Annotated in this window: 32 protein-coding genes; 27 read left to right on the forward strand and 5 right to left on the reverse strand. The window is 61.6% G+C overall.

The window, feature by feature from the left end; genetic code table 11:
* Nucleotides 1–51: 51 nt before the first annotated feature.
* The 9 genes from NAV32_RS12740 (at nt 52) to NAV32_RS12780 (ending at nt 7,634) form a co-directional block, all read left to right on the forward strand.
* Complete coding sequence (locus NAV32_RS12740; protein WP_256053176.1) at nt 52–789, forward strand: hypothetical protein; 738 nt, start codon at nt 52–54, stop codon at nt 787–789.
* Nucleotides 790–958: 169 nt separating this feature from the next.
* Entirely contained in the window at nt 959–2,131 is a 1,173-nt protein-coding gene (locus tag NAV32_RS12745) for a phage tail sheath protein (protein ID WP_256053177.1), read from the forward strand.
* Nucleotides 2,132–2,178: 47 nt separating this feature from the next.
* Nucleotides 2,179–2,694, forward strand: a complete 516-nt coding sequence (locus NAV32_RS12750) for a phage major tail tube protein (protein ID WP_256053178.1) — start codon at nt 2,179–2,181, stop codon at nt 2,692–2,694.
* A 72-nt stretch (nt 2,695–2,766) separates the two neighbouring features.
* Complete coding sequence (locus NAV32_RS12755; RefSeq protein WP_256053179.1) at nt 2,767–3,063, forward strand: phage tail assembly protein; 297 nt, start codon at nt 2,767–2,769, stop codon at nt 3,061–3,063.
* An 8-nt stretch (nt 3,064–3,071) separates the two neighbouring features.
* Entirely contained in the window at nt 3,072–3,212 is a 141-nt protein-coding gene (locus NAV32_RS12760) for a GpE family phage tail protein (protein ID WP_256053180.1), read from the forward strand.
* Complete coding sequence (locus NAV32_RS12765) at nt 3,184–5,784, forward strand: phage tail tape measure protein (protein WP_256053181.1); 2,601 nt, start codon at nt 3,184–3,186, stop codon at nt 5,782–5,784. Before NAV32_RS12760 ends, NAV32_RS12765 begins: the two co-directional genes overlap by 29 nt.
* Before the next feature lie 16 nt (nt 5,785–5,800).
* Complete coding sequence (locus NAV32_RS12770) at nt 5,801–6,244, forward strand: phage tail protein (RefSeq protein WP_256053182.1); 444 nt, start codon at nt 5,801–5,803, stop codon at nt 6,242–6,244.
* Complete coding sequence (locus NAV32_RS12775) at nt 6,241–7,536, forward strand: phage late control D family protein (RefSeq protein WP_423836429.1); 1,296 nt, start codon at nt 6,241–6,243, stop codon at nt 7,534–7,536. Before NAV32_RS12770 ends, NAV32_RS12775 begins: the two co-directional genes overlap by 4 nt.
* Nucleotides 7,506–7,634, forward strand: coding sequence for a hypothetical protein (locus tag NAV32_RS12780; RefSeq protein ID WP_256053183.1), 129 nt, complete (start codon nt 7,506–7,508; stop codon nt 7,632–7,634). The genes NAV32_RS12775 and NAV32_RS12780 overlap by 31 nt, the downstream gene beginning before the upstream one ends.
* A gap of 76 nt (nt 7,635–7,710) precedes the next feature.
* On the opposite strand, the gene NAV32_RS12785 is transcribed toward NAV32_RS12780, so the two are convergent.
* The 5 genes from NAV32_RS12785 to NAV32_RS12805 all read right to left on the reverse strand — a co-directional run bounded on the left by NAV32_RS12785 (nt 7,711) and on the right by NAV32_RS12805 (nt 11,521).
* Complete coding sequence (locus NAV32_RS12785; RefSeq protein ID WP_256053184.1) at nt 7,711–9,756, reverse strand: ATP-binding protein; 2,046 nt, start codon at nt 9,754–9,756, stop codon at nt 7,711–7,713.
* A 43-nt stretch (nt 9,757–9,799) separates the two neighbouring features.
* Nucleotides 9,800–10,030, reverse strand: coding sequence for a helix-turn-helix domain-containing protein (locus NAV32_RS12790; RefSeq protein ID WP_256053185.1), 231 nt, complete (start codon nt 10,028–10,030; stop codon nt 9,800–9,802).
* A 19-nt stretch (nt 10,031–10,049) separates the two neighbouring features.
* Nucleotides 10,050–10,514 carry a BRCT domain-containing protein gene (locus tag NAV32_RS12795; RefSeq protein ID WP_256053186.1) on the reverse strand — a complete coding sequence of 155 codons (465 nt, stop codon included), beginning with the start codon at nt 10,512–10,514 and terminating at the stop codon, nt 10,050–10,052.
* A gap of 5 nt (nt 10,515–10,519) precedes the next feature.
* A complete protein-coding gene (locus NAV32_RS12800) occupies nt 10,520–11,032 on the reverse strand; it encodes a hypothetical protein (protein WP_256053187.1) in 513 nt (170 codons plus the stop codon).
* Nucleotides 11,033–11,107: 75 nt separating this feature from the next.
* The gene (locus NAV32_RS12805) at nt 11,108–11,521 is read right to left on the reverse strand and encodes a helix-turn-helix domain-containing protein (RefSeq protein WP_256053188.1); all 414 of its coding nucleotides are present in this window, start codon (nt 11,519–11,521) and stop codon (nt 11,108–11,110) included.
* Between the two features lie 88 nt (nt 11,522–11,609).
* Between NAV32_RS12805 and NAV32_RS12810 the strand changes: the two genes are divergently transcribed.
* The 18 genes from NAV32_RS12810 (at nt 11,610) to NAV32_RS12895 (ending at nt 24,502) form a co-directional block, all read left to right on the forward strand.
* Complete coding sequence (locus NAV32_RS12810) at nt 11,610–11,846, forward strand: hypothetical protein (protein WP_256053189.1); 237 nt, start codon at nt 11,610–11,612, stop codon at nt 11,844–11,846.
* Between the two features lie 35 nt (nt 11,847–11,881).
* Nucleotides 11,882–12,364: a YmfL family putative regulatory protein gene (locus tag NAV32_RS12815; RefSeq protein ID WP_256053190.1), complete on the forward strand. Its 483-nt coding sequence runs from the start codon at nt 11,882–11,884 to the stop codon at nt 12,362–12,364.
* The gene (locus NAV32_RS12820) at nt 12,361–12,903 is read left to right on the forward strand and encodes an antA/AntB antirepressor family protein (protein ID WP_256053191.1); all 543 of its coding nucleotides are present in this window, start codon (nt 12,361–12,363) and stop codon (nt 12,901–12,903) included. Before NAV32_RS12815 ends, NAV32_RS12820 begins: the two co-directional genes overlap by 4 nt.
* Nucleotides 12,904–13,009: 106 nt before the next feature.
* Nucleotides 13,010–13,327: an ogr/Delta-like zinc finger family protein gene (locus NAV32_RS12825; protein ID WP_256053192.1), complete on the forward strand. Its 318-nt coding sequence runs from the start codon at nt 13,010–13,012 to the stop codon at nt 13,325–13,327.
* Entirely contained in the window at nt 13,324–13,713 is a 390-nt protein-coding gene (locus NAV32_RS12830; protein WP_256053193.1) for a hypothetical protein, read from the forward strand. Before NAV32_RS12825 ends, NAV32_RS12830 begins: the two co-directional genes overlap by 4 nt.
* A gap of 75 nt (nt 13,714–13,788) precedes the next feature.
* Nucleotides 13,789–14,031, forward strand: a complete 243-nt coding sequence (locus NAV32_RS12835; protein WP_256053194.1) for a hypothetical protein — start codon at nt 13,789–13,791, stop codon at nt 14,029–14,031.
* Nucleotides 14,028–14,267, forward strand: coding sequence for a hypothetical protein (locus tag NAV32_RS12840; RefSeq protein WP_256053195.1), 240 nt, complete (start codon nt 14,028–14,030; stop codon nt 14,265–14,267). The genes NAV32_RS12835 and NAV32_RS12840 overlap by 4 nt, the downstream gene beginning before the upstream one ends.
* Entirely contained in the window at nt 14,264–17,014 is a 2,751-nt protein-coding gene (locus NAV32_RS12845; RefSeq protein WP_256053196.1) for a toprim domain-containing protein, read from the forward strand. The genes NAV32_RS12840 and NAV32_RS12845 overlap by 4 nt, the downstream gene beginning before the upstream one ends.
* 39 nt (nt 17,015–17,053) lie before the next feature.
* Nucleotides 17,054–17,323 (forward strand): hypothetical protein, encoded by a 270-nt coding sequence (locus tag NAV32_RS12850; protein WP_256053197.1) that lies wholly within the window; start codon nt 17,054–17,056, stop codon nt 17,321–17,323.
* Nucleotides 17,324–17,343: 20 nt separating this feature from the next.
* Nucleotides 17,344–18,075, forward strand: a complete 732-nt coding sequence (locus NAV32_RS12855; protein WP_256053198.1) for a hypothetical protein — start codon at nt 17,344–17,346, stop codon at nt 18,073–18,075.
* An 11-nt stretch (nt 18,076–18,086) separates the two neighbouring features.
* Nucleotides 18,087–18,221 (forward strand): hypothetical protein, encoded by a 135-nt coding sequence (locus NAV32_RS12860; RefSeq protein WP_256053199.1) that lies wholly within the window; start codon nt 18,087–18,089, stop codon nt 18,219–18,221.
* A gap of 413 nt (nt 18,222–18,634) precedes the next feature.
* Nucleotides 18,635–19,141, forward strand: a complete 507-nt coding sequence (locus NAV32_RS12865; RefSeq protein WP_256053200.1) for a hypothetical protein — start codon at nt 18,635–18,637, stop codon at nt 19,139–19,141.
* Entirely contained in the window at nt 19,141–19,440 is a 300-nt protein-coding gene (locus NAV32_RS12870) for a hypothetical protein (protein WP_256053201.1), read from the forward strand. The genes NAV32_RS12865 and NAV32_RS12870 overlap by 1 nt, the downstream gene beginning before the upstream one ends.
* Nucleotides 19,430–19,666, forward strand: coding sequence for a hypothetical protein (locus NAV32_RS12875; RefSeq protein WP_256053202.1), 237 nt, complete (start codon nt 19,430–19,432; stop codon nt 19,664–19,666). The genes NAV32_RS12870 and NAV32_RS12875 overlap by 11 nt, the downstream gene beginning before the upstream one ends.
* The gene (locus NAV32_RS12880) at nt 19,659–19,850 is read left to right on the forward strand and encodes a DUF7696 family protein (protein ID WP_256053203.1); all 192 of its coding nucleotides are present in this window, start codon (nt 19,659–19,661) and stop codon (nt 19,848–19,850) included. Before NAV32_RS12875 ends, NAV32_RS12880 begins: the two co-directional genes overlap by 8 nt.
* A gap of 102 nt (nt 19,851–19,952) precedes the next feature.
* The gene (locus tag NAV32_RS12885; protein ID WP_256053204.1) at nt 19,953–21,122 is read left to right on the forward strand and encodes a tyrosine-type recombinase/integrase; all 1,170 of its coding nucleotides are present in this window, start codon (nt 19,953–19,955) and stop codon (nt 21,120–21,122) included.
* Between the two features lie 290 nt (nt 21,123–21,412).
* Nucleotides 21,413–22,597, forward strand: coding sequence for an MFS transporter (locus tag NAV32_RS12890; protein WP_256053205.1), 1,185 nt, complete (start codon nt 21,413–21,415; stop codon nt 22,595–22,597).
* 504 nt (nt 22,598–23,101) lie between these two features.
* Nucleotides 23,102–24,502 (forward strand): DegQ family serine endoprotease, encoded by a 1,401-nt coding sequence (locus tag NAV32_RS12895; RefSeq protein WP_256053206.1) that lies wholly within the window; start codon nt 23,102–23,104, stop codon nt 24,500–24,502.
* Nucleotides 24,503–24,558: the final 56 nt, after the last annotated feature.

Here is a 24,558-nt window from a genome sequence, read left to right on the forward strand (position 1 = left end):
CCCCTCGAAACATCGCCTATCCCGGTCGAATCAAATTGATCTGAGGTGCTCATGACTATCTACATTATCGACGGCACGGGCATCATCAACGGCCCGGTAGAACTCCCTGTTATCCCCGGCCTCGGCATACAGTTGCCGGGCAACGCCATCGAACTGCCTGAGCCGCTACCTGAGCCATCAGCCGGTCATGTATGGGCGCTTGTTGAGGGTACCCCGACGCAACTCGCCGATCATCGCGGCACCGTGTTCAGCACGGCAACTGGCGTAGCTCATCAGCACGACCAGTTGGGTGAGCTGCCCCCAGAACTGACTACCGAGCCTCGGCCTTCTGCCGATCACCTATGGAATGGCGGTGCTTGGGTATTCGATTCCGAGCTCGCTGCTCGCAACCGGGAGGCGCTGACCGTCACCCTCTGCGCCCGTATCGACGCCTCCGCCGACACCGCCCGCGCTCGCGTCGCCGGCGACCCGCTGCGCGCTGTGGAGTACGACCGCGCCGCCAGCGAGGCGCAGGCCTTCGCCGCAGCCGACTACCAGGGCGACGTACCGCCCATGGTCGCCGCTTGGGCTATCGGCGGGCGTACCGGGCAAGAGGCGGCAGACGACATTCTGCGCGAAGCCGCCCAATACACCGCCGCGCTCGTCGTCCTGCGCGAAACGCGCCTGGCGGCGAAAGAGCAGGTCCGCATCCTGATGGCCGCCGGCGAAGTCGAGCAGGCGCAGCAGGTGGTTGAGCAGACCGTTGCGGCGATCGAGGCGGCAGTGGCGGGGATCGGCAACAACGGCTGACCATCCCGCGCACCACCTCACTATGGTCAGAACCAACCCCGCTTCGGCGGGATTTTTCATGCCCGCGCTGTAACACCCCCCGCTACACAACCCGCCGCTCGCCGCCCTTGCGCGCGCGCGTCACCCTTGAGGCTCACTGATCCGGCACACGCCCGCAGGAGCCTCCCGCATGTCGACCGAATACCATCACGGCGTCCGCGTCCTCGAACTTAACGAGGGCACGCGCCCCCTTCGCACCGTTTCCACCGCCGTGGTGGGCATGGTCTGCACCAGCAGCGATGCTGATGCGGTCAAATTCCCGCTGAACAAGCCCGTACTGCTCACCGACGTGCTCACCGCTTCCGGCTCTGCCGGCGAGCTGGGCACCCTGGCGCGCAGCCTGGATGCCATCGCCGACCAGGCATCGCCCGTCACCGTTGTGGTGCGCGTGGAAGAGGGCGTAGACGAGGCGGAAACCACCTCCAACATCATCGGTGGCGTCACCGCCGGCGGGCAGTACACCGGCATGAAGGCGCTGCTCGCTGCCGAGGCGCAGCTGGGCGTCAAACCGCGCATCCTCGGCGTGCCGGGGCTGGATTCGCTGCCTGTCACCACCGAGCTGGTGGCCATGGCCGAGAAGCTGCGCGCCTTCGCCTATGCCAACGCCTACGGCTGCGAAACGGTGAGCGATGCCATCGCCTACCGCGACGGCTTCGGTGCACGCGAGCTGATGCTCATCTGGCCGGATTTCGTCAACTGGGACACCGCCACCAACGCCAACGCCCCAGCCAGCGCCGTTGCCCGTGCCCTGGGCCTGCGCGCAAAGCTGGACCAGCAAGTCGGCTGGCACAAGACGCTGTCCAACGTGCCGGTCAACGGCGTGTCCGGCCTGTCCCGCGATATCTACTGGGACCTGCAAAACCCCGCCACCGATGCCGGCCTGCTCAACGCAGCCGAGGTCACCACGCTGATCCGTCGCGAAGGCTTCCGCTTCTGGGGCTCGCGCACCTGCAGCGCCGACCCGCTGTTCGCCTTCGAGAACTACACCCGCACCGCTCACGTACTTGCCGACACCATGGCCGACGCGCACTTCTGGGCCGTGGACAAACCCATGCACGCGAGCCTGGTGCGCGACATCGTCGAGGGCATCAATGCCAAGTTCCGTGAGCTGATCCGTGGCGGCTACCTGATCGGCGGCGAGTGCTGGTTCGATGAGGCCGCCAACGACAAGGACACCCTCAAGGCCGGCAAGCTCTTCCTGGACTACGACTACACCCCCGTGCCGCCGCTGGAAGATCTGATGCTGCGCCAGCGCATCACCGACCGCTACCTCGTCGACTTCGCCGCCGGCATCAAAGCCTGACCCCACACAACCCGCGCGGCCTCGCCGCGCCGTAGGAGAGCGCCGCCATGGCCCTGCCCAAAAAGCTCAAGAACATGAACCTGTTCAACGATGGCGAAAGCTACGTTGGCCAGTGCAAGTCCGTCACCCTGCCAACCCTCACCCGCAAGCTGGAAAGCTTCCGGGGTGCAGGCATGGACGGCCCGGTCAAGGTCGACCTCGGCCACGGTGACGACGGCATCCAGCTCGAATGGACCCTCGGCGGCTGGGATCTGACCGCCCTGCGCCAGTTCGGCGCCGTACAGGCCGATGGCGTGATGCTGCGCTGGGCCGGTGCCGTACAGCGTGACGACACCGGCGAAGTCTCCGCCGTGGAAGTGGTCGCCCGTGGCCGGCACGAAGAGATCGACTTCGGCGATGCCGAGTCCGGCGAAGACACCGAGCATTCGTTCACCACGACCTGCAGCTATTACAAGCTCAGCGTGGACGGCAACGTCGAGATTGAAATCGACCTGCTCAACTTCGTGTTCGTCGTCAACGGCGAAGACCGCCTGGCTGAGCACCGCGCCGCCATCGGCCTGTAACCAATGTGAGGGGCAGCTCCAATTGGTTAGGAGCTGCTCGCACAACCCACTAGCAACCCAAGGAGCAACCCCATGAGCAAACCCACCCATAGCGACCCCCTCGTCCTAGAACGGCCGATCCCGCGCGGCGAGAAGAACAGCATCACCGAGATCACCCTGCGCAAGCCCGCCGCCGGCGAGCTGCGCGGCCTCAAGCTGGCCGATCTGATCAACGGCGACGTCAACGCCACCATTCGCCTGGTGCCGCGCATCAGCCAGCCGACCCTCACCGAGCAGGAAGTCGCCGCCCTGGACGTCGCCGACCTGCTGGGCTGCGCGGATACCATTGCCGGTTTTTTGCAGAAAACGACCGTCTACCTCGAAGCGTAGATGACGTCATGGCGGACATCGCCTTGGTGTTCCACTGGAGCCCGGAGCAGATGAACGCCATGCCACTGACCGAACTGATGGACTGGCGCGAGCGCGCCATCGACCGATGGGAGCGCACGCATGGCGCGCGATCTAAGCCTACGCGTTAACCTCAAGGCCCTGGACAACGCCACCAAGCCGCTGCGCACCATCGCCGGCGGCGCGGTGGGCTTGGGTCGCGCGCTCAAGGACACCCGTGGCGAACTCAAGGGCCTGCAGGCCCTGCAGAAGGACGTCACCAGCTTTCGCAACCTCAAGGGCGCGTCGGAGCAAACCGGCGCGGCCATGCAGGCCAACCGCGAGCGCGTCAAAGCGCTGTCCCGCGAAATGGCCAACACCGCCACGCCCACCAAGGCGCTCACACGCGAGTTCCAGGGTGCAGTCCGTCAGGGGCACAACCTCAAGCAGACGCACGCCCAGCAGCAGCGCGAGCTCCAGGGCCTGCGCAGCAAGCTGGGCGAGGCGGGTATCAGCACCCGCAGCCTGACGCAGCATGAGCGTGAGCTGCGTCAGCGCGTAGAGGGCACGAATAAAACGCTGGCCCAGCAGGAGCAGCGCCTCAAGCAGCTCACCACCCAGCAGAAGCGCCTCGGCCAGGCCAAGGCCCAGTACGAGCGCACCCAGCAACTGGCCGGCAGTATGGCCGGCGCCGGCGCCGGCGGACTGGCGGCAGGCAGCGGCATCCTCTACGCCGGGGCGAAGATGTTGGCGCCAGCTGTGGCTTCCGAGCAGCAAGGCTCGCTGATTGCAGCACAAAGCGGTGAAGGCGCAGACCGGGCTGGGCAATACACCAACATCATCAAGGGCATCCGCGCAGATGGCTTAGGCGGTGACGTGGCCGCCGTAGGCGCTGCTGTAGCGGCTGTCAGCAGCACCTTGGGCGCGCTGGGTAAAGTGAGCGACAGAGAACTGGACCGTGCCTCGCGCAAGGCTCTGGATATGTCCGCCGTACTGGGTGGTGACGTTGTCGAGCACATCCAGACCGCCGCCATCATGATGAAGAACGGGCTGGCCGGCAGCAGCGACGAAGCGTTCGACCTCATTACCCGCGGTATGCAGGGTGTATCCACCCAGATGCGCGGCGAGCTGCCAGAAATTCTCCACGAATACTCGACCCACTTCCGGGGCTTGGGCTTTGATGGCAAGGAGGCCATGAGTCTGCTGGTGGACATGGCCGCGCAGGGTAAATTCGCCCTGGACAAGACGGGCGATGCGCTCAAGGAATTCAGCATTCGCGGCTCGGACATGTCCAAAGCCAGCGTGGCGGCCTATGAGATGGTCGGGCTGAACGCCGAGAAAATGTCATCTGCGATTGCGCAGGGTGGCGATGGCGCACGGCAAGCGCTGGAGCAAACGGCCAAGGGCCTGATGAAAATCAAGAGCCCCGCAGAACGCGCCAACGCTGCCATTGCGCTGTTCGGCACGCCTGTAGAAGACCTGGCAATCGATCAGATACCTGCATTTTTGCAGGCGCTATCCGGTAGCACCGATAATCTGGGCAAGGTCGAAGGTGCAGCAGATCAGCTGGGAACAACACTGCGCGACAACCTCGGTGGCGATCTGGATAAATTGAGCGGCTCCTGGGGCGCGCTGGTTTCCTCCATGTTCAATGATCAGGGCTCAATGCTGCGCGACGTCACCCAGACGCTCACCGGCATCATCGGCGGGGTGAAAGGCTGGGTTGCCGAGAACCCCAAGCTGGCCAGCAACCTGGTTAAAACCGCTGCCGGTGTGGCCATCCTCATGGCCGGCATGGGCGGGCTGACGTTGGCGATTGCCAGCATCCTCGGCCCGTTCGCGATGGTGCGTTACGGCATGATGCTGTTCGGCATTCGCGGGGCGGGGCTGGCCGGCACGCTGTTTAACCTCGGCAAAACGGCGCTGCCGCTGGTGGGCAAGGGCATCCTGTTCATCGGGCGCGCGCTGATGATGAACCCCATCGGGCTGGCCATCACCGCCATCGCTGCCGGGGCCTACCTCATCTACCGCAACTGGGAGCCGATCAAAGCGTTCTTCCTGGGCATCTGGTCGGAGATCCGCGCGGGCATTGGCGGTGGGCTGGCGGGCATTGGCCAGCTGATCGTCAACTTCAGCCCGCTCGGGCTGTTCTACCGCGCATTTGCCGGGGTGATGAGCTACTTCGGCGTGGATCTGCCAAGCAAGTTCAGCGAGTTCGGCGGCAACATGATCCAGGGGCTGATCAACGGCTTCACCGGGATGTTCCCCAACCTCACCGCCGCCATCAGCGGGGCGGCGACCAGCGTGGTCAGCACGTTCAAGGGGCTGCTGGGCATCCATTCGCCGTCCCGTGTGTTCGCAGGCCTGGGCGGTGACACCATGGCCGGCCTGGAACAAGGCCTGGCAGGCGGCGAGAGTGGCCCACTGTCACAACTGGCCGGTACCGCCAAGCGCCTGACGGCGGCGGGTGCGGTCGGGTTGAGCATGGCCGCCGGGGCAATGCCTGCGGCTGCAGCGCAGGTCGCATTCGACACCCGCGCCCCGCTGGCAGCGGCTGCCAGCAGCGGCGGGGCGGGCGGCATCACCATTCAGGGCGACACCATCACCATCATCGTGCAGGCCGGGCAGGGGCAGGACGTGGCGCAGCAGATCAAGCGCGCCCTCGAAGACCATGAGCGCGGCAAACTCACCCGCGCCCGCAGCGCGCTGTACGACCAGGACTGACAGGAGCACCACCCCCATGATGATGGCCCTCGGCATGTTCGTTTTCAGTCTGGAAACGCTCGCCTACCAGGAATTCCAGCGCCAGACCGAATGGCGCCACGGCAGCACCTCACGCATCGGCACCAACCCCGCGCGGCAGTACCTCGGGCGCGGTGACGACAGCATCACCCTGCCGGGCGTGCTGCTGCCGGCGCTGGCCGGCGCGCAGATCAGCCTCGATACGCTGCGTTTTATGGCCGACACCGGCAAGGCGTGGCCGCTGGTGGAGGGCACCGGGAAAATCTACGGCACCTGGGTGATCGAAAGCCTGAGCGAAACCCGCACGCTGTTCTTCCGCGATGGCCAGGCCCGGCGCATCGAGTTCACGCTCAAACTGGTGCGCATCGACGATGGGCGCGTGGACATGCTCGGCAGCGCCATTGGCGCCGGCGGCAACCTGCTGCGGGGGCTGCTGCGGTGATCGACACACTCATCACCCAGGGCAAGGGCCTGCTCGGCGCTGCCGTAGGCCAAGCCCAGGGCTACGCCCAGCAGGCGGCGGACGCCTACCGCGAGGCCACGGCCTACCCAAGCCCCATCTGCCGCGTAGTGGTCAACGGGCGCGACATCACCCTGGACATCGAGCAGCGCCTGATCAGCATCGAGCTCACCGACAACCGGGGCATGGAGGCCGACCAGCTCACCATCACCCTAAGCGACCATGACGGGCTGCTGGCCATCCCGCCGCGCGGCGCCACGGTCAGCCTCTGGCTGGGCTGGAGCGACATCGGCCTGGTTGAAAAGGGCAGCTATACCGTGGATGAAACCGAGCACAGCGGCGCGCCGGACGTGCTCAGCATTCGCGCCCGCAGCGCAGACCTGCGTGAAGGCCTCAAGGCGAAGAAAGAGCGCTCCTGGACCGGCCAAACCATCGGCACCATCGTTTTTCAGATCGCCGCCGCCTACGGCCTGAGCCCGGTGATCAGCGCCGCGCTGGAGGCCATCGAACTGGCGCAGATTGACCAGGCCAACGAATCAGATGCCAACCTGCTCAGCCGCCTGGGCCAGCAGTTCGACGCGATTGCCAGCATCAAATCCGGCAACCTGCTGTTTATGCCGGCGGGCAAAAGCGTGACCGCCAGCGGCCTGTCGCTGCCGCACATCACCCTGACCCGCGCCGACGGCGACCAGCACCGCTACCTGCAGGCCGACCGCGACAGCTACAGCGGCGTGCGTGCCTACTACTACGAGCTGGAAAGTGCAGAGAAAAAAGAGGCCATCGCCGGCGGCGGCGACAACCTCAAGGACCTGCGCCACAGCTACACCGACCGCGCCTCCGCCGTGCAGGCCGCTCGCGCCGAGTGGAGCCGTCTGCAGCGCGGTACCGCCACGCTCAGCTACACCCTGGCAAAGGGCCGACCGGACCTGATCCCGGAACTGACCTACAGCCTGACCGGCATCAAGGCTGAAATCGCCGCCATCGTCTGGGTGGGTGCCAACGTGCGCCACTCATTCACGCCCGAGAGCTACACCACCGCCCTGGAGCTGGAATCCAAACTGCCCGACGCCGATGACATCGCCGGACTTGCCGAGCAAAGCAACTACACCGGCGTGCTCGCCTGGTACCGCGACAAGAAGACAGGCAAGCAGCACAAAGTTATTGAGGGCGAGGCGGCCAGGCTCAAGCGGCTTACGCCCCTGTACAGCACCAAGAAAAGCGCCGAGAGCGCCGTGGAGCGGGAATGGAAACGGATACAACAAGCCAGCGCCTGACCGAGCCACCGCCAGCCCCGGAACAACCGCAGCGCTCCGCTTGGGAGCTGATCGACGAAGAGTGGGGCGAGCAGGGCGAAGCGCCCATGTGCATGTAAGGAAAAACCCGGCGCTTGGCCGGGTCGTTATGGTCTGTAGCTTAAACCACCCACTATCTGCCCCTAACCCGCGCAGTTAGGCAAACTGTTCTGCTTTCAGGGTTTCAATTGGAGGGGAGAGCATAGCCGCTGCTTCGGCTTGCTGTAGGTTGGCAACTAGCTCTTCCTTAGCAATTCCATCAAGGCTCTCACGTTGCGTCTTCAGTTTATCAAGTAAAAAATCGTTAACTAATTCGAATTCATCGAAGATGCTATACCAATTCTTGACGTACATTTTGATCTTGCCGTCATTGGAAACTAGCCCTGGCTCACCGTATACCAAGCCGCTTTTGATTCGACTATGAATCATATGGGCCTGCTTCGATATAGTTCGGCCAACTAGAACAAGCTCATATTTAGTATGATCACTTCCGAAATGGGTGCAATTGCTAAGAATGGATGCATATTCGTCAAGCTGTTGGAGGTGCTTATTATTAAGCGCCACCCCTGGTCGCTTGATTTCGATTATGACACACCGGAAATATTTTCTACCGGTCGCTGGGTCATACTCTGGGCGACGTCTTGCAAGGAAAAGGTCAACCTGACGATTTATACCCTCGATGTCCGCACCTTCATCAATATCGCCAATATCTACGTTGTCGATTCCCTTGATGTGGGCGCGGAGAGCTTTTGATGTGCTAGTAAATGACTCTTCCTCTGCTCCCAGAGTTTCGTAAGCAGGACCGAATAGCCAAGTGTTGCATTCTACGATTTGCTGGAGGTCCGGTGTCTCCAATACAGTAGAGTAATGTTTCTCCATCAATTCTTTTAAGCCGGAAATTACTGTCTCCCGACGCTGTAGAGCTTCGATGGTTGAAACGATATGATCGAGTCGAGTGCGCTGGAGTTGGGATGAGAAAGTGCGAAGTGTTTCTTCGTCAAGATTCATGACGCTTTCCAGGACATCCAGAAGGCTATCATTTTGATTTGAAACTAATACTCTATCAAGTAGCCTTATGATTATTTTGCTTTGTTTAAGTTTGAGGCGGTTAAATATAGCGGGGTCTGCACAAAATATTTCCTTGACAACCGTTTTCAACTGGCCAAGTTGCCACTTTGCGTCGTCTAAGCTTTTTTCTTCGTAGCTTGGGAAAATGCCTTGCTCTTCGAATTTTTCAATCTGTTGGTCGGCGAAGCGGCGAAGGAAATCGTCATACATCTCTTGCGTAAGGTTGGCTATCTGCGCGACCAGCCCCTTCCAGACCGGTGAAGACTGATTATTCCCTACAGAGACTAAATCCTCTTTTACAGGTTCGAAATTTTCGGCCCAAGAGGAATTTATAAATATGCTTGGGTAGAAATTTGGTTTCTTATTAAACCTGCTGTGTTGCTTGTAGATTATCTTGTTTTCAGAATCTAAGAGATAGTTATAAGAATCTTCGGAGCCAGGCCTGGTATCCCAACGTATGATACGAACCAAGAACTCTTCATCTTCAATGGTCAACGTAGCGTCTCGCTTTTCATGACTCGGTATGTTGACCCGATTACCATTGAAATACAGCGCCTTTTCTTCGTTGAGAGCTAAGAACCAGCCGAACTCAACGCCCAGCTTTTCAGCAAGAATCTCATCCGTAGGTAGGGTCTTTGTGAATTCTCTGAGTTCAACACAAGTTCCGCTTTCTAACGGGGATAAGAGTGCATGTTGTTGCTCCGGCACCAGCTCGGTAATGTCGAAGCTCTTGATGTCCAGGTCGCTGATTGTTATCTTTGCGCTGTTATTTTGGTGTTTAGTAAACCATGTCGCGTCCTTGCATAGTCGATGAAATGAAAGCCGACCTCGACCATGGGCCCCGTGTTGCTCTTGATCATGCTTCTTGGAAGACTCGTTGAATTTCCCAAAATTATTACGATGGTTCGCGAAGTCAATTCCCTCTCCATCGTCAAGGACAGTAACTACATCAAGCCCATGAAGTTCGTTTCTTGTGATCGTTAGCCGAATATTGGTCGCTCGCGCGTCAAATCCGTTCCATATCAACTCAAAAAGTGCTTTCCAAGGGTCGAAGTTTCTAAAGTGCTTCTTAATCCCCTCACCTGTGATTTCTGTGGAACCCCGATAATTCACAACGCTCTTACGACTTTGCATTCTTTCAGTATCCGATCAGAGCAAGCCATAGGGCTAAACTTATTTATTGATTTCGAGCGCCTGTGATGATGTACAGCACATTCGTATCGCTACGCGCCGCCAACGCCTGCAGGTAGTCGATAGGGATAACCGAGGACCCGTTTTCGAACCGCTTTTGCTTGTAGTCGGTGATGCCGGCCAAGTGCGCCAGTTCATGCACAGCCAGGCCGAGGCGTTCGCGTTCTTCGGTCAGGCGGGCGCCGAAAGCATGGTCGAGGAGATCTTGGTGAGTCATGGGAAACAGTCCTTGTCGGTTAGCAGGGGAGTTCGCCGCTTTCGAACAAAGCATGTAGCTGGAGTTCATCCAGGATGAACGCGCCGGCTTCGCGGGCTTTCTCGACTTTGGCCGGGCCGGCGTTATCGCCAATGCAGAGGAAGGCCAGCGCCTTGCTCGCCGTCTTCATCACGCGAAGACCCTGCTCAGCCGCGACGCGCTCAAGCTCTTCGCGCCTGGCGGATTTGAAGCCGGTAAAGAGGATCTGCGGGCGCTCATCAGGTGAGGCTTTGGGTTTTGGCTCCGGCGCGGGCGGGGCAGCCTCGTTAAGCAAAAGCTCTTCACCCGCAAGGAACTCAACGATGCAGTCTTTCCGATAGGTCTTGGGAAGGCTGTCGGTTTCGCTCCGGCCTTGGATGTAACGGGTGTTTTCGCTCCAGCGGGTCAGTGTTCGTTCACTGACGGCACCGTGTGCGTCCCGGTAGATGAATCGAAGACTAGCCATGGTTATCAGAGCCGCCCAGGGCGGGCTCTGACGTCCAATATTTGTTCGGTCGCAGGGTTGTAGTCGCACTCATACACGTGCGGCTGGAAAGCGCCGAAGCCGTTTTGCAGTTCGATCTTGTCACCGAGCAGGGTGAGGGTGCCCTGTTGCTGATTCAGCCAACGGAAGTGGCTGAACTTGGTCTCGAAGGTGCCGTCGGTCCACTTGAAAGAGTACTTGGCGAGCTTCTCTACGAACGGCTTGCAGCGCATACCTCCACCAATCAACTGCCTGTCACCCCAGCACTGCAGGTCTTTCATGCAGGTCGCGTCGTCAACCTTGGGTTCTGCCTGGGCGGTCGGCTCATCGCTATCGCTTGAGCACATCGAGAAAGCGAACACCACGATGACAGCGAGAATGATCAATCCCAGGAACTGCTGCTTGGCGGTTACCCCTGGATTGGCGACGCCACAGTGGGGGCAGGTTTTCGCGGAAGTATCGACTTGCTGTTTGCAAGATTTGCAGTTTGTGAGCGCCACGATCGGTCCTTCGTATGGATGCCGGCGCAACAGAGGAGGCTAAAGCCGGCGGCTACTGTTCTTGTTGGGAACAGATCATGCCAGCCTTTTGATATCAGCGACAACGGCCTCAAGCTCCTGGAGGCGCTGCTCAAGTGTTTTCAGCCGTTTCTTTTCCTCAGCAGCGCTCTGTATTTCTCGCTGGGCGTCTTCGTCCAAAGCTCGGTACAGCTCAAGGATGGCCTGTTCGCGGGGATTGGCCGCTTCGCCGCCTGCCGATGGGGCCTGCGCGCTTTGGTCGCGGAGCATCGAACCCTGTCCGGTGAGCAGCCAGTCAATTGAGATTCCCAACTGGGAACCTATAGCTATGAGCGCCTCTGGACGTGGCTCTCTGTGCCCGCCGGCCCAGTTCTGCAGCGAACTGTAGGAAATATCGCAGCGTTCAGCCGCTTTCTTCAGCGATAGACCCTGAGACTCAATCGCTGTTCTAATTCGCCTGCCAATTCCCATATGGGAAATTACCTCTTGACTGTTCCCGCTTGGGAATCTAATGTGTGCCTCATTGAGAACATATTAGCTAAGCGAGGCACAGCAAACCATGAACAAGCGACAGATTCACGCGCGGCTGATTGAGCAGGGCCTCAACTTCCGCAAGTTTGCCCTGGCCAACAACTACGACCCGCGCACCGTCACACAAACGGTTGAGCGCTGGGCAGGCTCTGAGACGCCGCCGAACGGGCGGATTGCATTTTCCGTGATGCGTGACCTCTCCAAGCAGATAGGCGTGGAGCTGATCCCCGGTCTGCTCGCGCATCCCTTTGCCCACGCCAGCTAACCGTAACCGGCTTAAGCCACAGGGAAAACTAGAAGATGAAGCGTGAATTTCTAGCCAGCCGCCGCCAGGTGATGACCGCCACGCTCGCCGCCTACCCGGGCGGGCGTGAGTGTGCCGCAGCCCGGTTGGGGCTCCCGCCGAAGAAGCTGGACAACCACGTTTACGAAAACGCCGGTAGCCGCCCGCTGAGCGATGAACAGATTCATCAGCTCGAACAAGAGGCGTGCACCACTCATCTGCCCGACTACATCGCCGGGCTGTACGGCGGCGTGTTCGTACCGATCGCCAACCCGGACGAACTCGACAACATCGACCTGTATGCCCGCTCGTTGGTGACTACCACCAAGCGCGGCACCGTGGACCAGTTCATCGCCGACGCGCTCGCTGACGGCGTGATCGATGCCCTGGAGCTGGAGGCCATCCTGGCGGCGCACCGCAAGCACATTGCGGCGCGTCATGAGGAAGTGCAGGCGGTGATTCTGCTTCACACCAAGCCGCAACAAGGAGAGCAACAGTGAGTACCAATCTGATACCGGTATTACAGGGCGAACTGGAGGGCAGGGCGCAGCAGTTATGCGATGCGCGTGACCTTCATCAGTTCATGCAGGTCGGGCGCGATTTCAGCACCTGGATCAAGGACCGAATCGAGCAATACGGCTTCGTTGAAGGCGAGGACTTTTCCCCCGTTTTGGGGAAAAGTACCGGCGGCAGACCGACCAGCGAATACCACCTCACCCTCGATATGGCGAAGGAATTGGCCATGGTCGAGAACAACGATCAAGGCCGTCAGGTTCGCCGCTACTTCATCGCCATGGAACGCCAGGCGCGTGAAAGCCGAGGCGCTTCGTACCTGAGCATGAACCACCAGCTGGCGATGCACCGGCAGATTCCCAAGCTGATCGCCCAGCTCAAGGCGGAAACCGTGCCGGCCATCCGCGCCACGCTGTATGCACAGCTCACCCAGCATTGCCACCAGCTCGCCATTCCGGCGCCGGCGATGGAATGCGTGGGGCGCAGCGTGCAGCCTCCTGCTGATCTGTTCAGCGCACAGGCATAACGCAACAAGGCAGTACGCCCTCAGCCCGCGATAAGCCGGGCGGGGGCTGCAAGTAAGCATTTACCGGCCCAGGCCGGAGCCGCGACTGGCGGCAGGGGAGGAAGAAGTGAGCGTTGCCCATAACGGTGGTTACAAATGTCTTTGCCCGGCCTGCGGAAGCCGCATGCGGATTCGCAACAGCGAGGCGCAAACGCCGGTGTTCAAGACCATGTACGCGCAGTGCACCTCGGTGGCCTGCGGGGCGACCTATACCGGCTCGCTGAGCTGGGACTTCGCCCTGAGCCCCTCCGGCCTGGACAGCCCCCGTATTTCGCTGCCGCTGGCCCCTTCGGTGCAGCGCATGCAGGCGCTGCGCGACAGCCGCCCGAAAACCGATCAACTCGACATGCTGGACCACATGGAACCGGAGGTAGCAAACGCATGAATACCATCACTGCTGTAACCAACACAGCATGCGACGTCCAGGAGTACCGCAGCAGCATGCAGCTGGCGGCACGCCATTTCCTTCAACGCCACCAGGGCGAGCACCTGCTCGACGATGGCCACCTGTACGACCGCACCGTGAGCTACCTGGTCAACTCGCTGGAGGTGCCGGCGTTCATGGCGGACCGCCTGGCGTATCTGGCCATGAGCGAGCTGGATTGCCTCAAGCGCCCGGTGATCGGTATCGACTACGCCGCAGGCACTGACGAGACACGCGTGACGCTGATCGATTTTTTTTCGGGCGAGGCGGTATTAATCCCCCTGCGCCATTTGCCGGCGAGGCTCCAGCCGCCAGCGGCGCACCTGGCTGCAGCAGCCGTTAACTGATCACCCCTTGAATTGACCCATTTCCATGCCCGCCTTTGCGCGGGTAGGGGAAAGTTGCGCCCGAACGGTGGCCCCATGAGCACAGACGTTTCCATTGAAATCAAGCTGAACCCCACCCAGGCCGAGGCCTATCTGCGCTGGCTGACCGTGCAGTTTCAACTGCAGATGACGGACTGCTGGTTCGACGACAAGTACCGCTACACAGCCCAGGGCTGGCGCGGCAAGCGCATCCTGGAAGACCACCCGCACATCGCCGGCCTGTACCGCACCATGCGCGAGCTGGGCAAAGAGCTAAAGCCCCAGGAGGTGCAGGCATGAGCATCCATCCTGCAATGCCGGCCTGTGAGGCGCTGGCGGCTGCCGAGGCGCGCTATTTGTTCAGCGGGATGCTCCAGGATTTGCTCAGCGCGAAAGAGAGCGCAGACAAACAAACGTCAGCATGCTGGATTGGCGGCTACCTCGGTGGGCTGATGGAGTGCCAGGTCATCACTGCCGCCGAGTACACGGTTATGCGCGATGAAATATCAAACTTCGTCTGGGGGCCGCGCCCATGAAAGACATGGACCGCCAGATCCGCGAGGAAGTGCTGCGCCGCTTCGAGGCTGACTTTGGCCTCAAGCGCCGCGCCGGTACCGACTACATGCGCGGCGGCACCTGCCCGAGCTGTGGCAAGAGGGAGCTGTATTCGCGCTACGACCAGCCGTGGTTCGTGAAATGCGGCCGCGAGAGCAAATGCGGCGAGCAGTGGCACGTGAAGGAACTGTTCGAAGACCTGTTCGACGACTGGAGCAAGCGCGCGCCGGCCACCGAGAAGGACCCGACCGCCACAGCCAAGGGCTACCTGCAGGCCGCACGCGGCTTTCACCTGGAGCTGATCGAGGGCTGGTACACCCAGGAGAACTACTGGAGCCGCGAGCTGGGCATTGGCTCGGCCACGGTCCGTTTCCCACTGGAGCAGGGCGGCTACTGGGAGCGGCTGATCGACCGCCCGCACCGCTTCTGCAAGCAGAAGGCGCGCTTCGCGCCCGGCCAGAGCATGCGCGGCCACTGGTGGTGCCCGCCGTGTGTGGATCTGCTGGAGGTCCAGGAGCTGTGGATTACTGAGGGCATCTTCGACGCCATCGGCCTTCTGCACCACGACATTGCCGCCGTGTCGGCCATGAGCAGCAACGCCTTCCCGGCGGAATCGCTCAAGGCGCTGGCCAAGGCTCGCACCGAAGCCGGGGCTAAGCTGCCGCGCCTGGTCTGGGCGCTGGATAACGAGCCGGGCGCGCATCGCTACACCCGCCGCTGGGTGAAGCAGGCTCGCGAGCTGGGCTTTGTGTGCGAAGCCGCGCAGATCCCGCAGCGCGACCGCAAAGCGGATTGGAACGATCTGCACCAGCGCTGGATGTTCCTCGACGAGGACAAGCGCGCCGAGCAGGTTGAGGGCGACCTGAAAGAGGCCCGTTACCAGGGCGCACTGCTGATCGCCGAGAGCGCGGCGGAGAAGGCCACGCTGATGTACGAATGGCGTGAGCGGCACGAATTCCACTTCGGCTTCGGCAACCGTATGTACTGGTTCAAGCTCGACCTGGAGAAATTCAACAAGGCCAAGCAGGCCCTGGAGGACAGCGAGCACAACGACGACAAGCTGCTGAATGATCGGCAGATGGTCGAGAAGGCCCTGCGCCAGAGCGGCTGCGTGGTGGAAATCGCCAACTGCTACCCCAAGGCCCTGTATTTCCAGCGCAACGAGGTGACGGACGAGTCCTGGTACTACTTCCGCGTGGACTTCCCGCACGACGAACCCACCGTGCGCAACACCTTCACCGGTGGCCAGGTGGCGGCGGCGAGCGAGTTCAAGAAGCGCCTGCTGGGCATGGCCGCCGGCGCGGTGTTCACCGGTACCGGCACGCAGCTGGACAAAATCATGAAGGACCAGCTGTTCGGCCTGAAAACCGTCAAGACCATCGATTACATCGGCTACAGCAAGGAGCACGGCTGCTATGTGTTCGGCGACCTGGCCGTGCGCGGCGGCGTGGTGGAGAAGGCCAACGCCGAGGATTACTTCGAATTCAAACAGCTGCGCCTGAAGACGCTGCAGAAGAGCATCCGCCTGGAAATCGCCCGTACCGACGAGGGCTACCGCGCCGAGTGGGTCGACTGGCTGTGGACCTGTTTCGGCACGCAGGGCATCGTCGCGCTGGCCTACTGGTTCGGCTCGCTGTTTGCTGAGCAGATCCGCGCCGAATACCAGAGTTTTCCCTTCCTGGAAGTGACTGGCGAGGCCGGGGCGGGCAAGTCCACGCTGCTGATGTTCCTCTGGAAGCTGTTCGGTCGCCCGGACGAGGAGGGCAAAGACCCCTCGAAAATGTCCAAGGCCGGCCTGCGCCGCTGGATGGGGCAGGTTTCCGGCATGCCGCTGGTACTGCTGGAGGCCGACCGCAGCGACAACGACCGTGGCGCCGCCAAGGCCTACGACTGGGACGAGCTCAAGCCGCTGTTCAATGGCGGCACCCTGGGCGTGACCGGTGTGAAGACTGCCGGCAACGAAACCTACGAGCCGCCGTTTCGCGGTGCCATCGTGATCAGCCAGAACGCCACCGTGGCGGCCAGCGAGGCCATCCTCACCCGTATCGTCAAGCTGCACTTCGTGCGGCCCCAGGTCACCAGCCAGAGCCGCGCCGCAGCGGACAACCTCAACCACCTGGGCGCGATGGACGTGAGCCACTTCCTGATGATGGCCACCAGGGCAGAAAGCGCTGTGATGGAAACATTCCGCGCCCAGGTGAAGGTGCACGAACAGGCCCTGCGCGAGCTGAAAGAGATCCGCATCGAGCGAATCATCAAGAACCACGCCCAGCTGTTGGCCCTGCTCGATGCCCTGCGCCTGGTAGTGCCGCTGACCGACCGCCAGCACGCTGCCGCTCAGCGCGAGCTCAAGGCCATGGCCCTGGTGCGCCAGCACGCCGTCAACGCAGACCCGAGCGAGGTGGCGGAGTTCTGGGAGGTGTTCGATTACCTGCAATCACTCAGCGATGACGCCGTGGTCGACCACAGCAAGAACCCCGACCTGATCGCCATCAACCTCAACGAATTCTGCGAGCGCGCCGCCGAGCACAAACAGCGCCTGGCCGACATCGGCACCCTGCGCAACCTGCTGCCCAACAGCCGCAGCCGCAAGTTCATCGAGAAAAACAAATCCGTCGACAGCGCCGTGCGCGCTGCCTTCAACCAGCGCAACCCCATGTCCAGCCGCTGCACAACCGTGAAGTGCTGGACCTTCCAAAACCCCGACGCCAAGCGCGGCAACGCTTGATCGGGCTGTAACACCCAACCAAAACCAAGGAGAAGCACCATGCAACTAGAAGTAATCCGCGGCCCTGCCGCATCCGGCAAAACCACCCAGTTGCGCCAGATTGCCAAGGCAGACGGGCAAGACGAGGGGCACATCCTCCTCGCGCACCAGTTCACTCAGGCCGCACTGAAGAGCCGCATCCGCTTCCTGGCCGCTCGCGGCGCCAGGGTCGTGTGCATCGACGAGTGCACAGAGGAGCAGATCGAGTTGCTCCGCCGGCTTAGCGCAGCGTTGCCGGAGGTTCACATCCACGCAGCTGTTGCCGCCTGACCAGACCAAGGAGAAGCACCATGCAAAAGCACTTCAGTATCACCAACGCCATGCGCGAAAAGGTCGCCGATCAGCTCACCCTGCAGGCCGTCGCCCAGCACGGGCCACGTATCGCTGCCGATCTGGCTGCGCTCAACAAGCAGTTCTGGGCGAAGCACTGCGCTGCGGTCGAGACGTTGCCGGGGCTGAGCAAGAAGCACTGGCCTGATTTGATCCTGGCTGGGGCAGTGACTGCTACAGCGAGCTGCACACCGACCTACATGCAGCCGCGCGAGGACAATGAGCCACGCGAGCAGAAGCTGGTCGCCGTGTACAAAAACTACAAGGAAGACGCGCGCAACGCGCTGGTAACGAAGGTGCTGGGGGCATCTGCGTTCGAGGGCGTCAGCCGCTACCTGGACCGCGAACGTTATGAGGGGCATTGGGTTATCGGTCTGAAAAGCCACACCGGCGGCGTTCCGCGCCTGCATTACATGGAGCGCATCACCGACCCAGCCTTGGAATCACTCGCTCTACTGATCTGTTCCGAACTGGCGGGCGTCATCAATGCCGCCGTGGCCTTCCGCGAACAGGCGATGAGCGTGCTGCGGGCCTGCCGCTCTTCGCGCCAGGTTGAGGACATCTTCCCTGAGGCGGCCAAGCTGCTGCCGCAGCCGGTGAAGAACAACAAGGCGCTGGCCCCAACCGAGCTGGCCGCGAGCGTGCGCAACATGCTCGTCCAGGGCGTGCCGCCAGTAGCGGCTCAGGCGTGAGGTCTCGATCGATGAACCACTACGACGATGACAAACCCACCCTGCGCGAACGCCTGGCAATGACCGGCTGGGTCGGCACCGGCCTGGCCGGTCTGCTGACAGCAGCCAACCACCTGCCGGACCTGTTCCTGGCACTCGCACGCTGAAAACAAGAAGGCCCCGGTGAGCGGCAACTCACCAGGGCCTGACCAACCCCAAGGAGAAGCACCATGCAAGTGAATCAACCGAAGGAAGGCGGGGAGAAGGCTATCACGCCGCCGAGCGACACCGCCGCACCTATCACCTGTGAACAGATCCAGCAGTACATGACCGGCGGAGGATGCCCAACAGCAGGCGCACTGGGCGAATGCGCCGCCATGTGGTGCAACGGAAACGTCTGGACCGCTGCGCTATACATCTGGAATCCCGACTTCCACGACTCAGCGGCCGTTGCCGGCTGGTTCAGGAGCCTCGGCGCCTCCGAGATCGAAATCCCCACACCCTGTACTCGACGGCCAACGGTGACCGCAATGGCCAGTGCTTCGAGGGCGTCACCCGCCAATGGCTTGTGGAGTTCACTATGCGGGAGGTGCGCGGTCGGCTGACCGAGCCAGCCCCGGCGCAGGATGAGCGGAGGTTCGTCAAGAAGGAGATTTGCCCGAACTGCGAGCATCAGTTTCCCAGTGGCGCGAACCCTTACATCAATCAGTTGCGCGCTGCGCTTTCCGCCCGCCCTGAGCAGACCGAGCAGCTGCCTGTAGCGTGTCGAGAGTGCCGAGTGATCGGTTTCCGCCCAGGTATGGGAGAGGTCACGTTCTATGTCGAGGGCGGCGTTCCGCAGTGGATGAACATCGGCGAAACGATCTATGTGTCTGACGCCGCCCCCATCGCGCAGACCGCCCCGCAGCCGGAGCAGATCAACTTAAGAGCGCTGCTGAATAACGGCACAGCGCTGTCGAACATCGCCTACAACCTTGCGCAGCGGCCTGGCGTTACGCTGGACAAGATCGTCTGCGACACGCTTTTGTCCGCTTGCCGGGGCTGGGACGCCGCCTGCGCCACCCTGCGCACTGAAGGAGGTGAGTGATGCCTAGCACCACCGAACCCCTGCGCCCAACCATGGCCAGCCATCCGCTGCCCCTGAACACCATCACCTCCGTGCCTGAAAAGCTCTGTAGCAAATGCGGCGAATGCTGGCCCGCCGATACCGAGTTCTTTTACCGGCAGGCGGGCAGACCGGACGGCCTCGGCAGCATGTGCAAGGCCTGTTATGCGGAGACGCCGAGCATGATCAGGCGCAACGCCGGCAAGAAGAAACTGAACCACGCCAGCTCGCCCTGGGAGGCGCTGTTCGCTGATGCGCAGGAGGTGCAGCATGCCCGTTGAAATTCGAACCCGTTACACAACCGGGACATACGTGGCCACCGTGCGCGGTGACAAACGCACCGCCAGCAACACCATGGGCGCCCGCTGGGCCGCCGAAGCCCTGGCGCGCAAGCTGGGCCTGGACCCAACCCTGCTACGCGAAACCCAGCGCGACCTGCTGCGCAGTGGGGTGGAGTTGTTTGTGCATCCGGAAACGCCGAAGGCGAAGGAGGTCGCCCATGGCTGACGAGGTTCGCCAGCACATGCTTGAGTGCGAAGCCCGCGGCTGGCTGCGCAAGGGCTACCGCACGGCGGATCAAGTCGCCGAGCTAAGGGCGCTGATCACCAAGCATCGCGGTGCCGCCGGCGCCGAACGCCTGGTCGAGGAAATGCGCCGGCAGTGGCAGCGGCGTTCGGAGTGGCTCACCTAGAAAATACCACCATCAATTCGAGGCCCGGCGACGGGCCTTTTTCTATTGTTGCTGGCGGGGCGGCTGTACGGTGCCGGCGTCAGCAACGGCGTGGGGACGCATATGGCAGATGGAGTTGAGGTTCGCGGCAAGGCCGTCCGGGTCTACTTTCGGTTTGAGGGCAAGCTCTGCAAGGAGCCATTTCCAGGCGAGCCAACGCCCGGCACGATAGAGCGGGCCACGCGGCAGGCGGCGATCATCCGGCATGAAATCAAGGCCGGCACGTTCGTCTATGCCCGCTGGTTTCCTGATTCACCCAAGGTCAAATCGGGGACGTATTCGCACTGGCTGGATCTGTTCCTGGACATCAAGCGCAACGAGCTGGCGCCGTCCGCGATCCGCAGCCATGAGAGCCGGATCAAGAATCACATCCGGCCACAGTGGGGCGAGCGGCAGGTCGAGAGCATCACTTACCTGGAGATGCAGGCATGGGTGCAGAAGGTGCTGATGCCGAAGCTGCACAGCAAGACGGTGCGCGAGATCGTCGCGCTGACCCGGCAGGTATTCCAGCTGTACCGCACCAAGAACCAGGCGGCGTATGACCCGACCGAGGGCATCATCATCCGCCAGCCTGATGCGGAAGATCCTGATCCGTTCACGCGCGAGGAGATCGAGGCCATCCTCGGGGCGGAATCGCCCGACAGGGCGCAGGAGCTGAACCTGATCAAATTCATGATCTGGGCGGGGCCGCGTGTATCTGAGGCGATAGCGCTGGCCTGGGAGGATGTCGACCTCGAAACGGGGGAGGTGACATTCAAGCGCGCGAGGGTGCGCAGTGCCTACAAGGTGACCAAGACCCGGCGCTCGACGCGCAAGCTGCGGCTGCTCAAACCTGCCCTGGAAGCATTGCGCGACCAGAAGGAGCGGACGAAGGATCTGCCGCCGGTGGAGATCCTGGTCACCGACCGCGACAACCGGACCAAGCGCAAGCAGCTGGTGCGCTTCGTGTTCCACAACTCGCACACCAACGCGGCCTATTCGACCTCGGACAATCTGCGCAACGGCTGGTGGCTGCAGCACCTCAAGCGCGCCGGCGTGCGCCACCGAGGCCCGAACCATTGCCGGCATACCTTCGCCAGCCAGATGCTGACCAGCTGCGCAGTACCGATCGACTGGATCGCCGCGCAGATGGGCCACACCTCGACCGAGATGATCCTTCGGCACTACGGGCGCTGGATCAGCCAGGACGCCACCGACATGACCAGCATCATCGAGCAGCGCCTCGGCCTGTAACCCTCCGATCCCAGCCAAACCGCGCTGCGGGGCCTGATTTCAGCGGCCTGCAGCGCTCTGCCAGTTCCCATATCGTTCCCAAATCGTTCCCAAAAATATAATCTGCAGCGGCGGAGCCAGCGTCTATACGTCATGCAGAAGGGTAGGCGGTGATTTCGAATCTCACCTCCTCCGCCATATCGCGAACCGAAGGCCCCGTATTCCGGGGCCTTCGTCGTTTCTGCAGCATGGAAAGTCCGCCTGGGATATTGTTCGTCCGGTCACCCATCCAACTTCAGGCAGGCGTATCGATGTCCGCTGTGAAATCACCTGCAAGGGACACGTTCTTCATCCTCTCGCTGGTGGTTTTCAGTTTCATTTCGTTCATTTCCATCGGCATACCTCTGGCCTCACTGCCGGGGTACATCCATGAAAGCCTTGGTTTCAGCACCATGACGGCAGGGGTCGTGATTGGGGTGCAGTACTTGGCCACCTTGCTCTGTCGCCCGCGCGCGGGGCGGCTGGTGGATGAGCAAGGAGCGAGGAAAGCCGTGCTGGCAGGCATGGCGTCTGGTCTGCTCAGTGGTGTGCTGCTGTTGGCTGCGGCGCTGCTGGAGCCCTGGCCGCCGCTCAGTCTCGGCGTGATGCTGGCGAGTCGTCTGGTTCTCGGCTTCGCGCAGAGCCTGATCGGTATCTCGGCAATCAGTTGGGGGATCGCCCGGCTCGGCTCGCACAGCACCGCACGGATGATTTCCTGGAACGGCATTGCAGCCTACGGAGGCGTGGGGATTGGCGCTCCGATAGGTGTGTTGCTGGTGCAATCCCTGGGCGTGTGGAGCCTGGGCGCAGTCACCATGCTGTTGGCGACAGCGGGGCTGGGGCTTGCATGGCGCCGAGGCGATGCGCCGCTCAATCCCGGTGCGCGGCTACCCTTTGGCAAGGTGCTGTGGCGTGTGGCGCCGCCCGGTTTCAGCCTGGCGTTCGCCACAGTCGGTTACGGAACCCTTACCGCCTTTATCGCTTTGTATTACAGCGCGCGCGGTTGGGAGGGCGCTGCCTGGTGTCTGACGGCTTTCGCCTTCGCCTTTATTGGCACGCGCTTGCTGTGTCCCAATCTGATCAATCGCGTGGGCGGCTACTCGGTTGCATTGGCTTGTCTGGTGGTGGAAATACTCGGGCTGTTGATGCTCTGGTTGGCTGAAACGCCGGGTGCGGCACTGGCCGGCTCTGCCCTGACCGGGTGCGGCCTATCCTTGCTCTATCCGGCGTTGGGTGTGGCGGTCGTGTCCAGGGTGGGTGTGGCCAATCGCAGTTCGGGTCTGAGCGTTTTTGCCATGTTCTTCGACCTTGCACTGGGAATGTCGGGTCTTGTCATGGGTGTACTGGCGGCCTGGATCGGCATGCAGAATATTTTCCTCGGGGCTGCGCTGGTGGCCGGCAGCAGTCTGGGGATAATCTGGGTGCTGCGTGTGCAGGAGCGAAAGGCTGCGAGCTGATTGGCCGCCACTATCTCCAGCCTTCTACAGTCTGGATGCTGACATCCAGCGTGGCGCGGCGGACCAGAGCTGCGGCGCACGGACGGTAAGCGCGTTTATCCCTGTGTCGCTGCCTCCACAAATCCAGCGGTGGCCGAGTGTCGGGATCGGACTGCCTGACCAGGTTTTCCAAGGTTTTGCTGTTCATGGAGCCTCCAGTGGCGCTGTCGATTGAAGTGAATCGCATCCCTGCGTGACCACCCTGATCTTCCATGCTGCAGAAGATTGCCTGGTTCGAGTTACAGCCTGTTGACAGGCAATTGCGGCTCGCGCTCATACCTTACGTTCCCTTTACATCCGCTTCACACGAAGCTGACCCTGGTTGTCGTAAATTCATCTCGAGGCGCTTCATCGGGGTGGCTGGCGTGTGCTGAGCACCCCCGAGCAGCCGAGTTGTTCTTGCCTTGTCCGCCCGGTCTGTTCCGGGTGGGCCGAAATCATGTTGACGTCGGGAGATCATCGATCATGTTTCTTCGCAGTAATTTCCTGGCCGTTGTGGCGGGTGTCGCCTTGCTTGGACAGGCACTCGCTGCCCAGGCCGCATTGCCTGATTTCACGCCGCTGGTGGAAGATGCCTCGCCGGCTGTGGTGAATATCAGTACCCGGCAGAACCAGCCGGTGCGCGGTGCATCTGCGCAAATGCCTGATCTTGAGGGCATACCGCCGATGTTTCGCGAATTCTTCGAGCGCCGGATGCCGCAGCAGCCGGATCGCCGTCGCGAAGGGCAGTCGCTGGGCTCCGGCTTCATCATTTCCAAAGATGGCTACATTCTGACCAACAATCATGTGGTAGCCGATGCCGATGAAATCATCGTGCGCCTGCCGGACCGCAGCGAGCTGCAGGCCAAACTGGTGGGGGCTGATCCGCGCAGTGACGTGGCGGTGCTGAAAATCGAAGGCGCCAATCTGCCCACGGTGAAAGTGGGTAATTCGGAGAAGCTGAAAGCGGGGGAGTGGGTCGTCGCCATCGGTTCGCCGTTCGGCTTCGATCATACGGTGACTGCCGGTGTGGTCAGCGCCATTGGTCGCAGCTTGCCCAACGAGAGTTACGTGCCTTTTATTCAGACGGACGTGGCGATCAATCCGGGCAACTCCGGTGGTCCGCTGTTCAATCTGGCTGGCGAAGTGGTGGGTATCAATTCGCAGATATTCACGCGTTCGGGCGGATTTATGGGGCTTTCGTTCGCGATCCCCATCGATGTTGCGATGGATGTCGCCAATCAGTTGCGTGAAGACGGCAAGGTCAGTCGCGGTTGGCTTGGTGTGGTGATCCAGGACGTGAACAAGGACTTGGCCGAATCCTTCGGCCTGGAGCGTCCCGCCGGTGCCCTGGTGGCGCAGGTGATGGATGGCGGGCCGGCAGCCAAAGGCGGGCTGCGGGTGGGCGATGTGATCCTGAGTCTCAATGGCAAGTCCATCGACAGGTCCGGTGATCTGCCGCATCAGGTCGGTGCGCTGAAGCCGGATACCACGGTCAGGTTCGAAGTGATCCGCGACGGTAGCCGCAAGAATCTCAAGCTGAAGATTGGCGCACTACCGGATGAAGGGCAGGCACTCGCTGCGGCCAGTGGCTCGGGCAAGCTCAGTGACAACCGCCTGGGCGTGACGGTGAGTGCGCTGAATGCCGAGCAGAAGCGGGCGCTCGATCTTGAGGGCGGTGTCGTGATCAGCGAAGTCGGCAACGGCCCGGCGGCCATGATTGGCCTGCGTCCGGGCGATGTGATCACCCATCTGAACAACCAGGCCATTGATTCGGTGAAGACGTTCGGTCAGGTCGTCGAAAAGCTGCCGCACAATCGCTCGGTGTCGATGCGGGTGTTGCGTCAGGGGCGGGCCAGCTTCATTACCTTCAGGCTACCGAGATAATTGCGGCTCCGGGAGGGAGCAGTGGCTGAGGTGGTCCGATAGTCGAAAGTCGGCTG

Source organism: Stutzerimonas stutzeri (genome assembly GCF_024448695.1).
Taxonomy (GTDB): Bacteria; Pseudomonadota; Gammaproteobacteria; order Pseudomonadales; family Pseudomonadaceae; genus Stutzerimonas; species Stutzerimonas stutzeri_T.

What these genes read in the sequence shown, in the direction of transcription:
- NAV32_RS12740 (WP_256053176.1), top strand. Translation starts at nt 52, where the DNA reads ATGACTATCTACATTATCGACGGCACGGGCATCATCAACGGCCCGGTA.
- NAV32_RS12745 (WP_256053177.1), top strand. Translation starts at nt 959, where the DNA reads ATGTCGACCGAATACCATCACGGCGTCCGCGTCCTCGAACTTAACGAG.
- NAV32_RS12750 (WP_256053178.1), top strand. Translation starts at nt 2,179, where the DNA reads ATGGCCCTGCCCAAAAAGCTCAAGAACATGAACCTGTTCAACGATGGC.
- NAV32_RS12755 (WP_256053179.1), top strand. Translation starts at nt 2,767, where the DNA reads ATGAGCAAACCCACCCATAGCGACCCCCTCGTCCTAGAACGGCCGATC.
- NAV32_RS12760 (WP_256053180.1), top strand. Translation starts at nt 3,072, where the DNA reads ATGGCGGACATCGCCTTGGTGTTCCACTGGAGCCCGGAGCAGATGAAC.
- NAV32_RS12765 (WP_256053181.1), top strand. Translation starts at nt 3,184, where the DNA reads ATGGCGCGCGATCTAAGCCTACGCGTTAACCTCAAGGCCCTGGACAAC.
- NAV32_RS12770 (WP_256053182.1), top strand. Translation starts at nt 5,801, where the DNA reads ATGATGATGGCCCTCGGCATGTTCGTTTTCAGTCTGGAAACGCTCGCC.
- NAV32_RS12780 (WP_256053183.1), top strand. Translation starts at nt 7,506, where the DNA reads ATGGAAACGGATACAACAAGCCAGCGCCTGACCGAGCCACCGCCAGCC.
- NAV32_RS12785 (WP_256053184.1), bottom strand. Translation starts at nt 9,756, where the DNA reads ATGCAAAGTCGTAAGAGCGTTGTGAATTATCGGGGTTCCACAGAAATC.
- NAV32_RS12790 (WP_256053185.1), bottom strand. Translation starts at nt 10,030, where the DNA reads ATGACTCACCAAGATCTCCTCGACCATGCTTTCGGCGCCCGCCTGACC.
- NAV32_RS12795 (WP_256053186.1), bottom strand. Translation starts at nt 10,514, where the DNA reads ATGGCTAGTCTTCGATTCATCTACCGGGACGCACACGGTGCCGTCAGT.
- NAV32_RS12805 (WP_256053188.1), bottom strand. Translation starts at nt 11,521, where the DNA reads ATGGGAATTGGCAGGCGAATTAGAACAGCGATTGAGTCTCAGGGTCTA.
- NAV32_RS12810 (WP_256053189.1), top strand. Translation starts at nt 11,610, where the DNA reads ATGAACAAGCGACAGATTCACGCGCGGCTGATTGAGCAGGGCCTCAAC.
- NAV32_RS12815 (WP_256053190.1), top strand. Translation starts at nt 11,882, where the DNA reads ATGAAGCGTGAATTTCTAGCCAGCCGCCGCCAGGTGATGACCGCCACG.
- NAV32_RS12830 (WP_256053193.1), top strand. Translation starts at nt 13,324, where the DNA reads ATGAATACCATCACTGCTGTAACCAACACAGCATGCGACGTCCAGGAG.
- NAV32_RS12835 (WP_256053194.1), top strand. Translation starts at nt 13,789, where the DNA reads ATGAGCACAGACGTTTCCATTGAAATCAAGCTGAACCCCACCCAGGCC.
- NAV32_RS12840 (WP_256053195.1), top strand. Translation starts at nt 14,028, where the DNA reads ATGAGCATCCATCCTGCAATGCCGGCCTGTGAGGCGCTGGCGGCTGCC.
- NAV32_RS12845 (WP_256053196.1), top strand. Translation starts at nt 14,264, where the DNA reads ATGAAAGACATGGACCGCCAGATCCGCGAGGAAGTGCTGCGCCGCTTC.
- NAV32_RS12850 (WP_256053197.1), top strand. Translation starts at nt 17,054, where the DNA reads ATGCAACTAGAAGTAATCCGCGGCCCTGCCGCATCCGGCAAAACCACC.
- NAV32_RS12855 (WP_256053198.1), top strand. Translation starts at nt 17,344, where the DNA reads ATGCAAAAGCACTTCAGTATCACCAACGCCATGCGCGAAAAGGTCGCC.
- NAV32_RS12860 (WP_256053199.1), top strand. Translation starts at nt 18,087, where the DNA reads ATGAACCACTACGACGATGACAAACCCACCCTGCGCGAACGCCTGGCA.
- NAV32_RS12865 (WP_256053200.1), top strand. Translation starts at nt 18,635, where the DNA reads ATGCGGGAGGTGCGCGGTCGGCTGACCGAGCCAGCCCCGGCGCAGGAT.
- NAV32_RS12870 (WP_256053201.1), top strand. Translation starts at nt 19,141, where the DNA reads ATGCCTAGCACCACCGAACCCCTGCGCCCAACCATGGCCAGCCATCCG.
- NAV32_RS12875 (WP_256053202.1), top strand. Translation starts at nt 19,430, where the DNA reads ATGCCCGTTGAAATTCGAACCCGTTACACAACCGGGACATACGTGGCC.
- NAV32_RS12880 (WP_256053203.1), top strand. Translation starts at nt 19,659, where the DNA reads ATGGCTGACGAGGTTCGCCAGCACATGCTTGAGTGCGAAGCCCGCGGC.
- NAV32_RS12885 (WP_256053204.1), top strand. Translation starts at nt 19,953, where the DNA reads ATGGCAGATGGAGTTGAGGTTCGCGGCAAGGCCGTCCGGGTCTACTTT.
- NAV32_RS12890 (WP_256053205.1), top strand. Translation starts at nt 21,413, where the DNA reads ATGTCCGCTGTGAAATCACCTGCAAGGGACACGTTCTTCATCCTCTCG.
- NAV32_RS12895 (WP_256053206.1), top strand. Translation starts at nt 23,102, where the DNA reads ATGTTTCTTCGCAGTAATTTCCTGGCCGTTGTGGCGGGTGTCGCCTTG.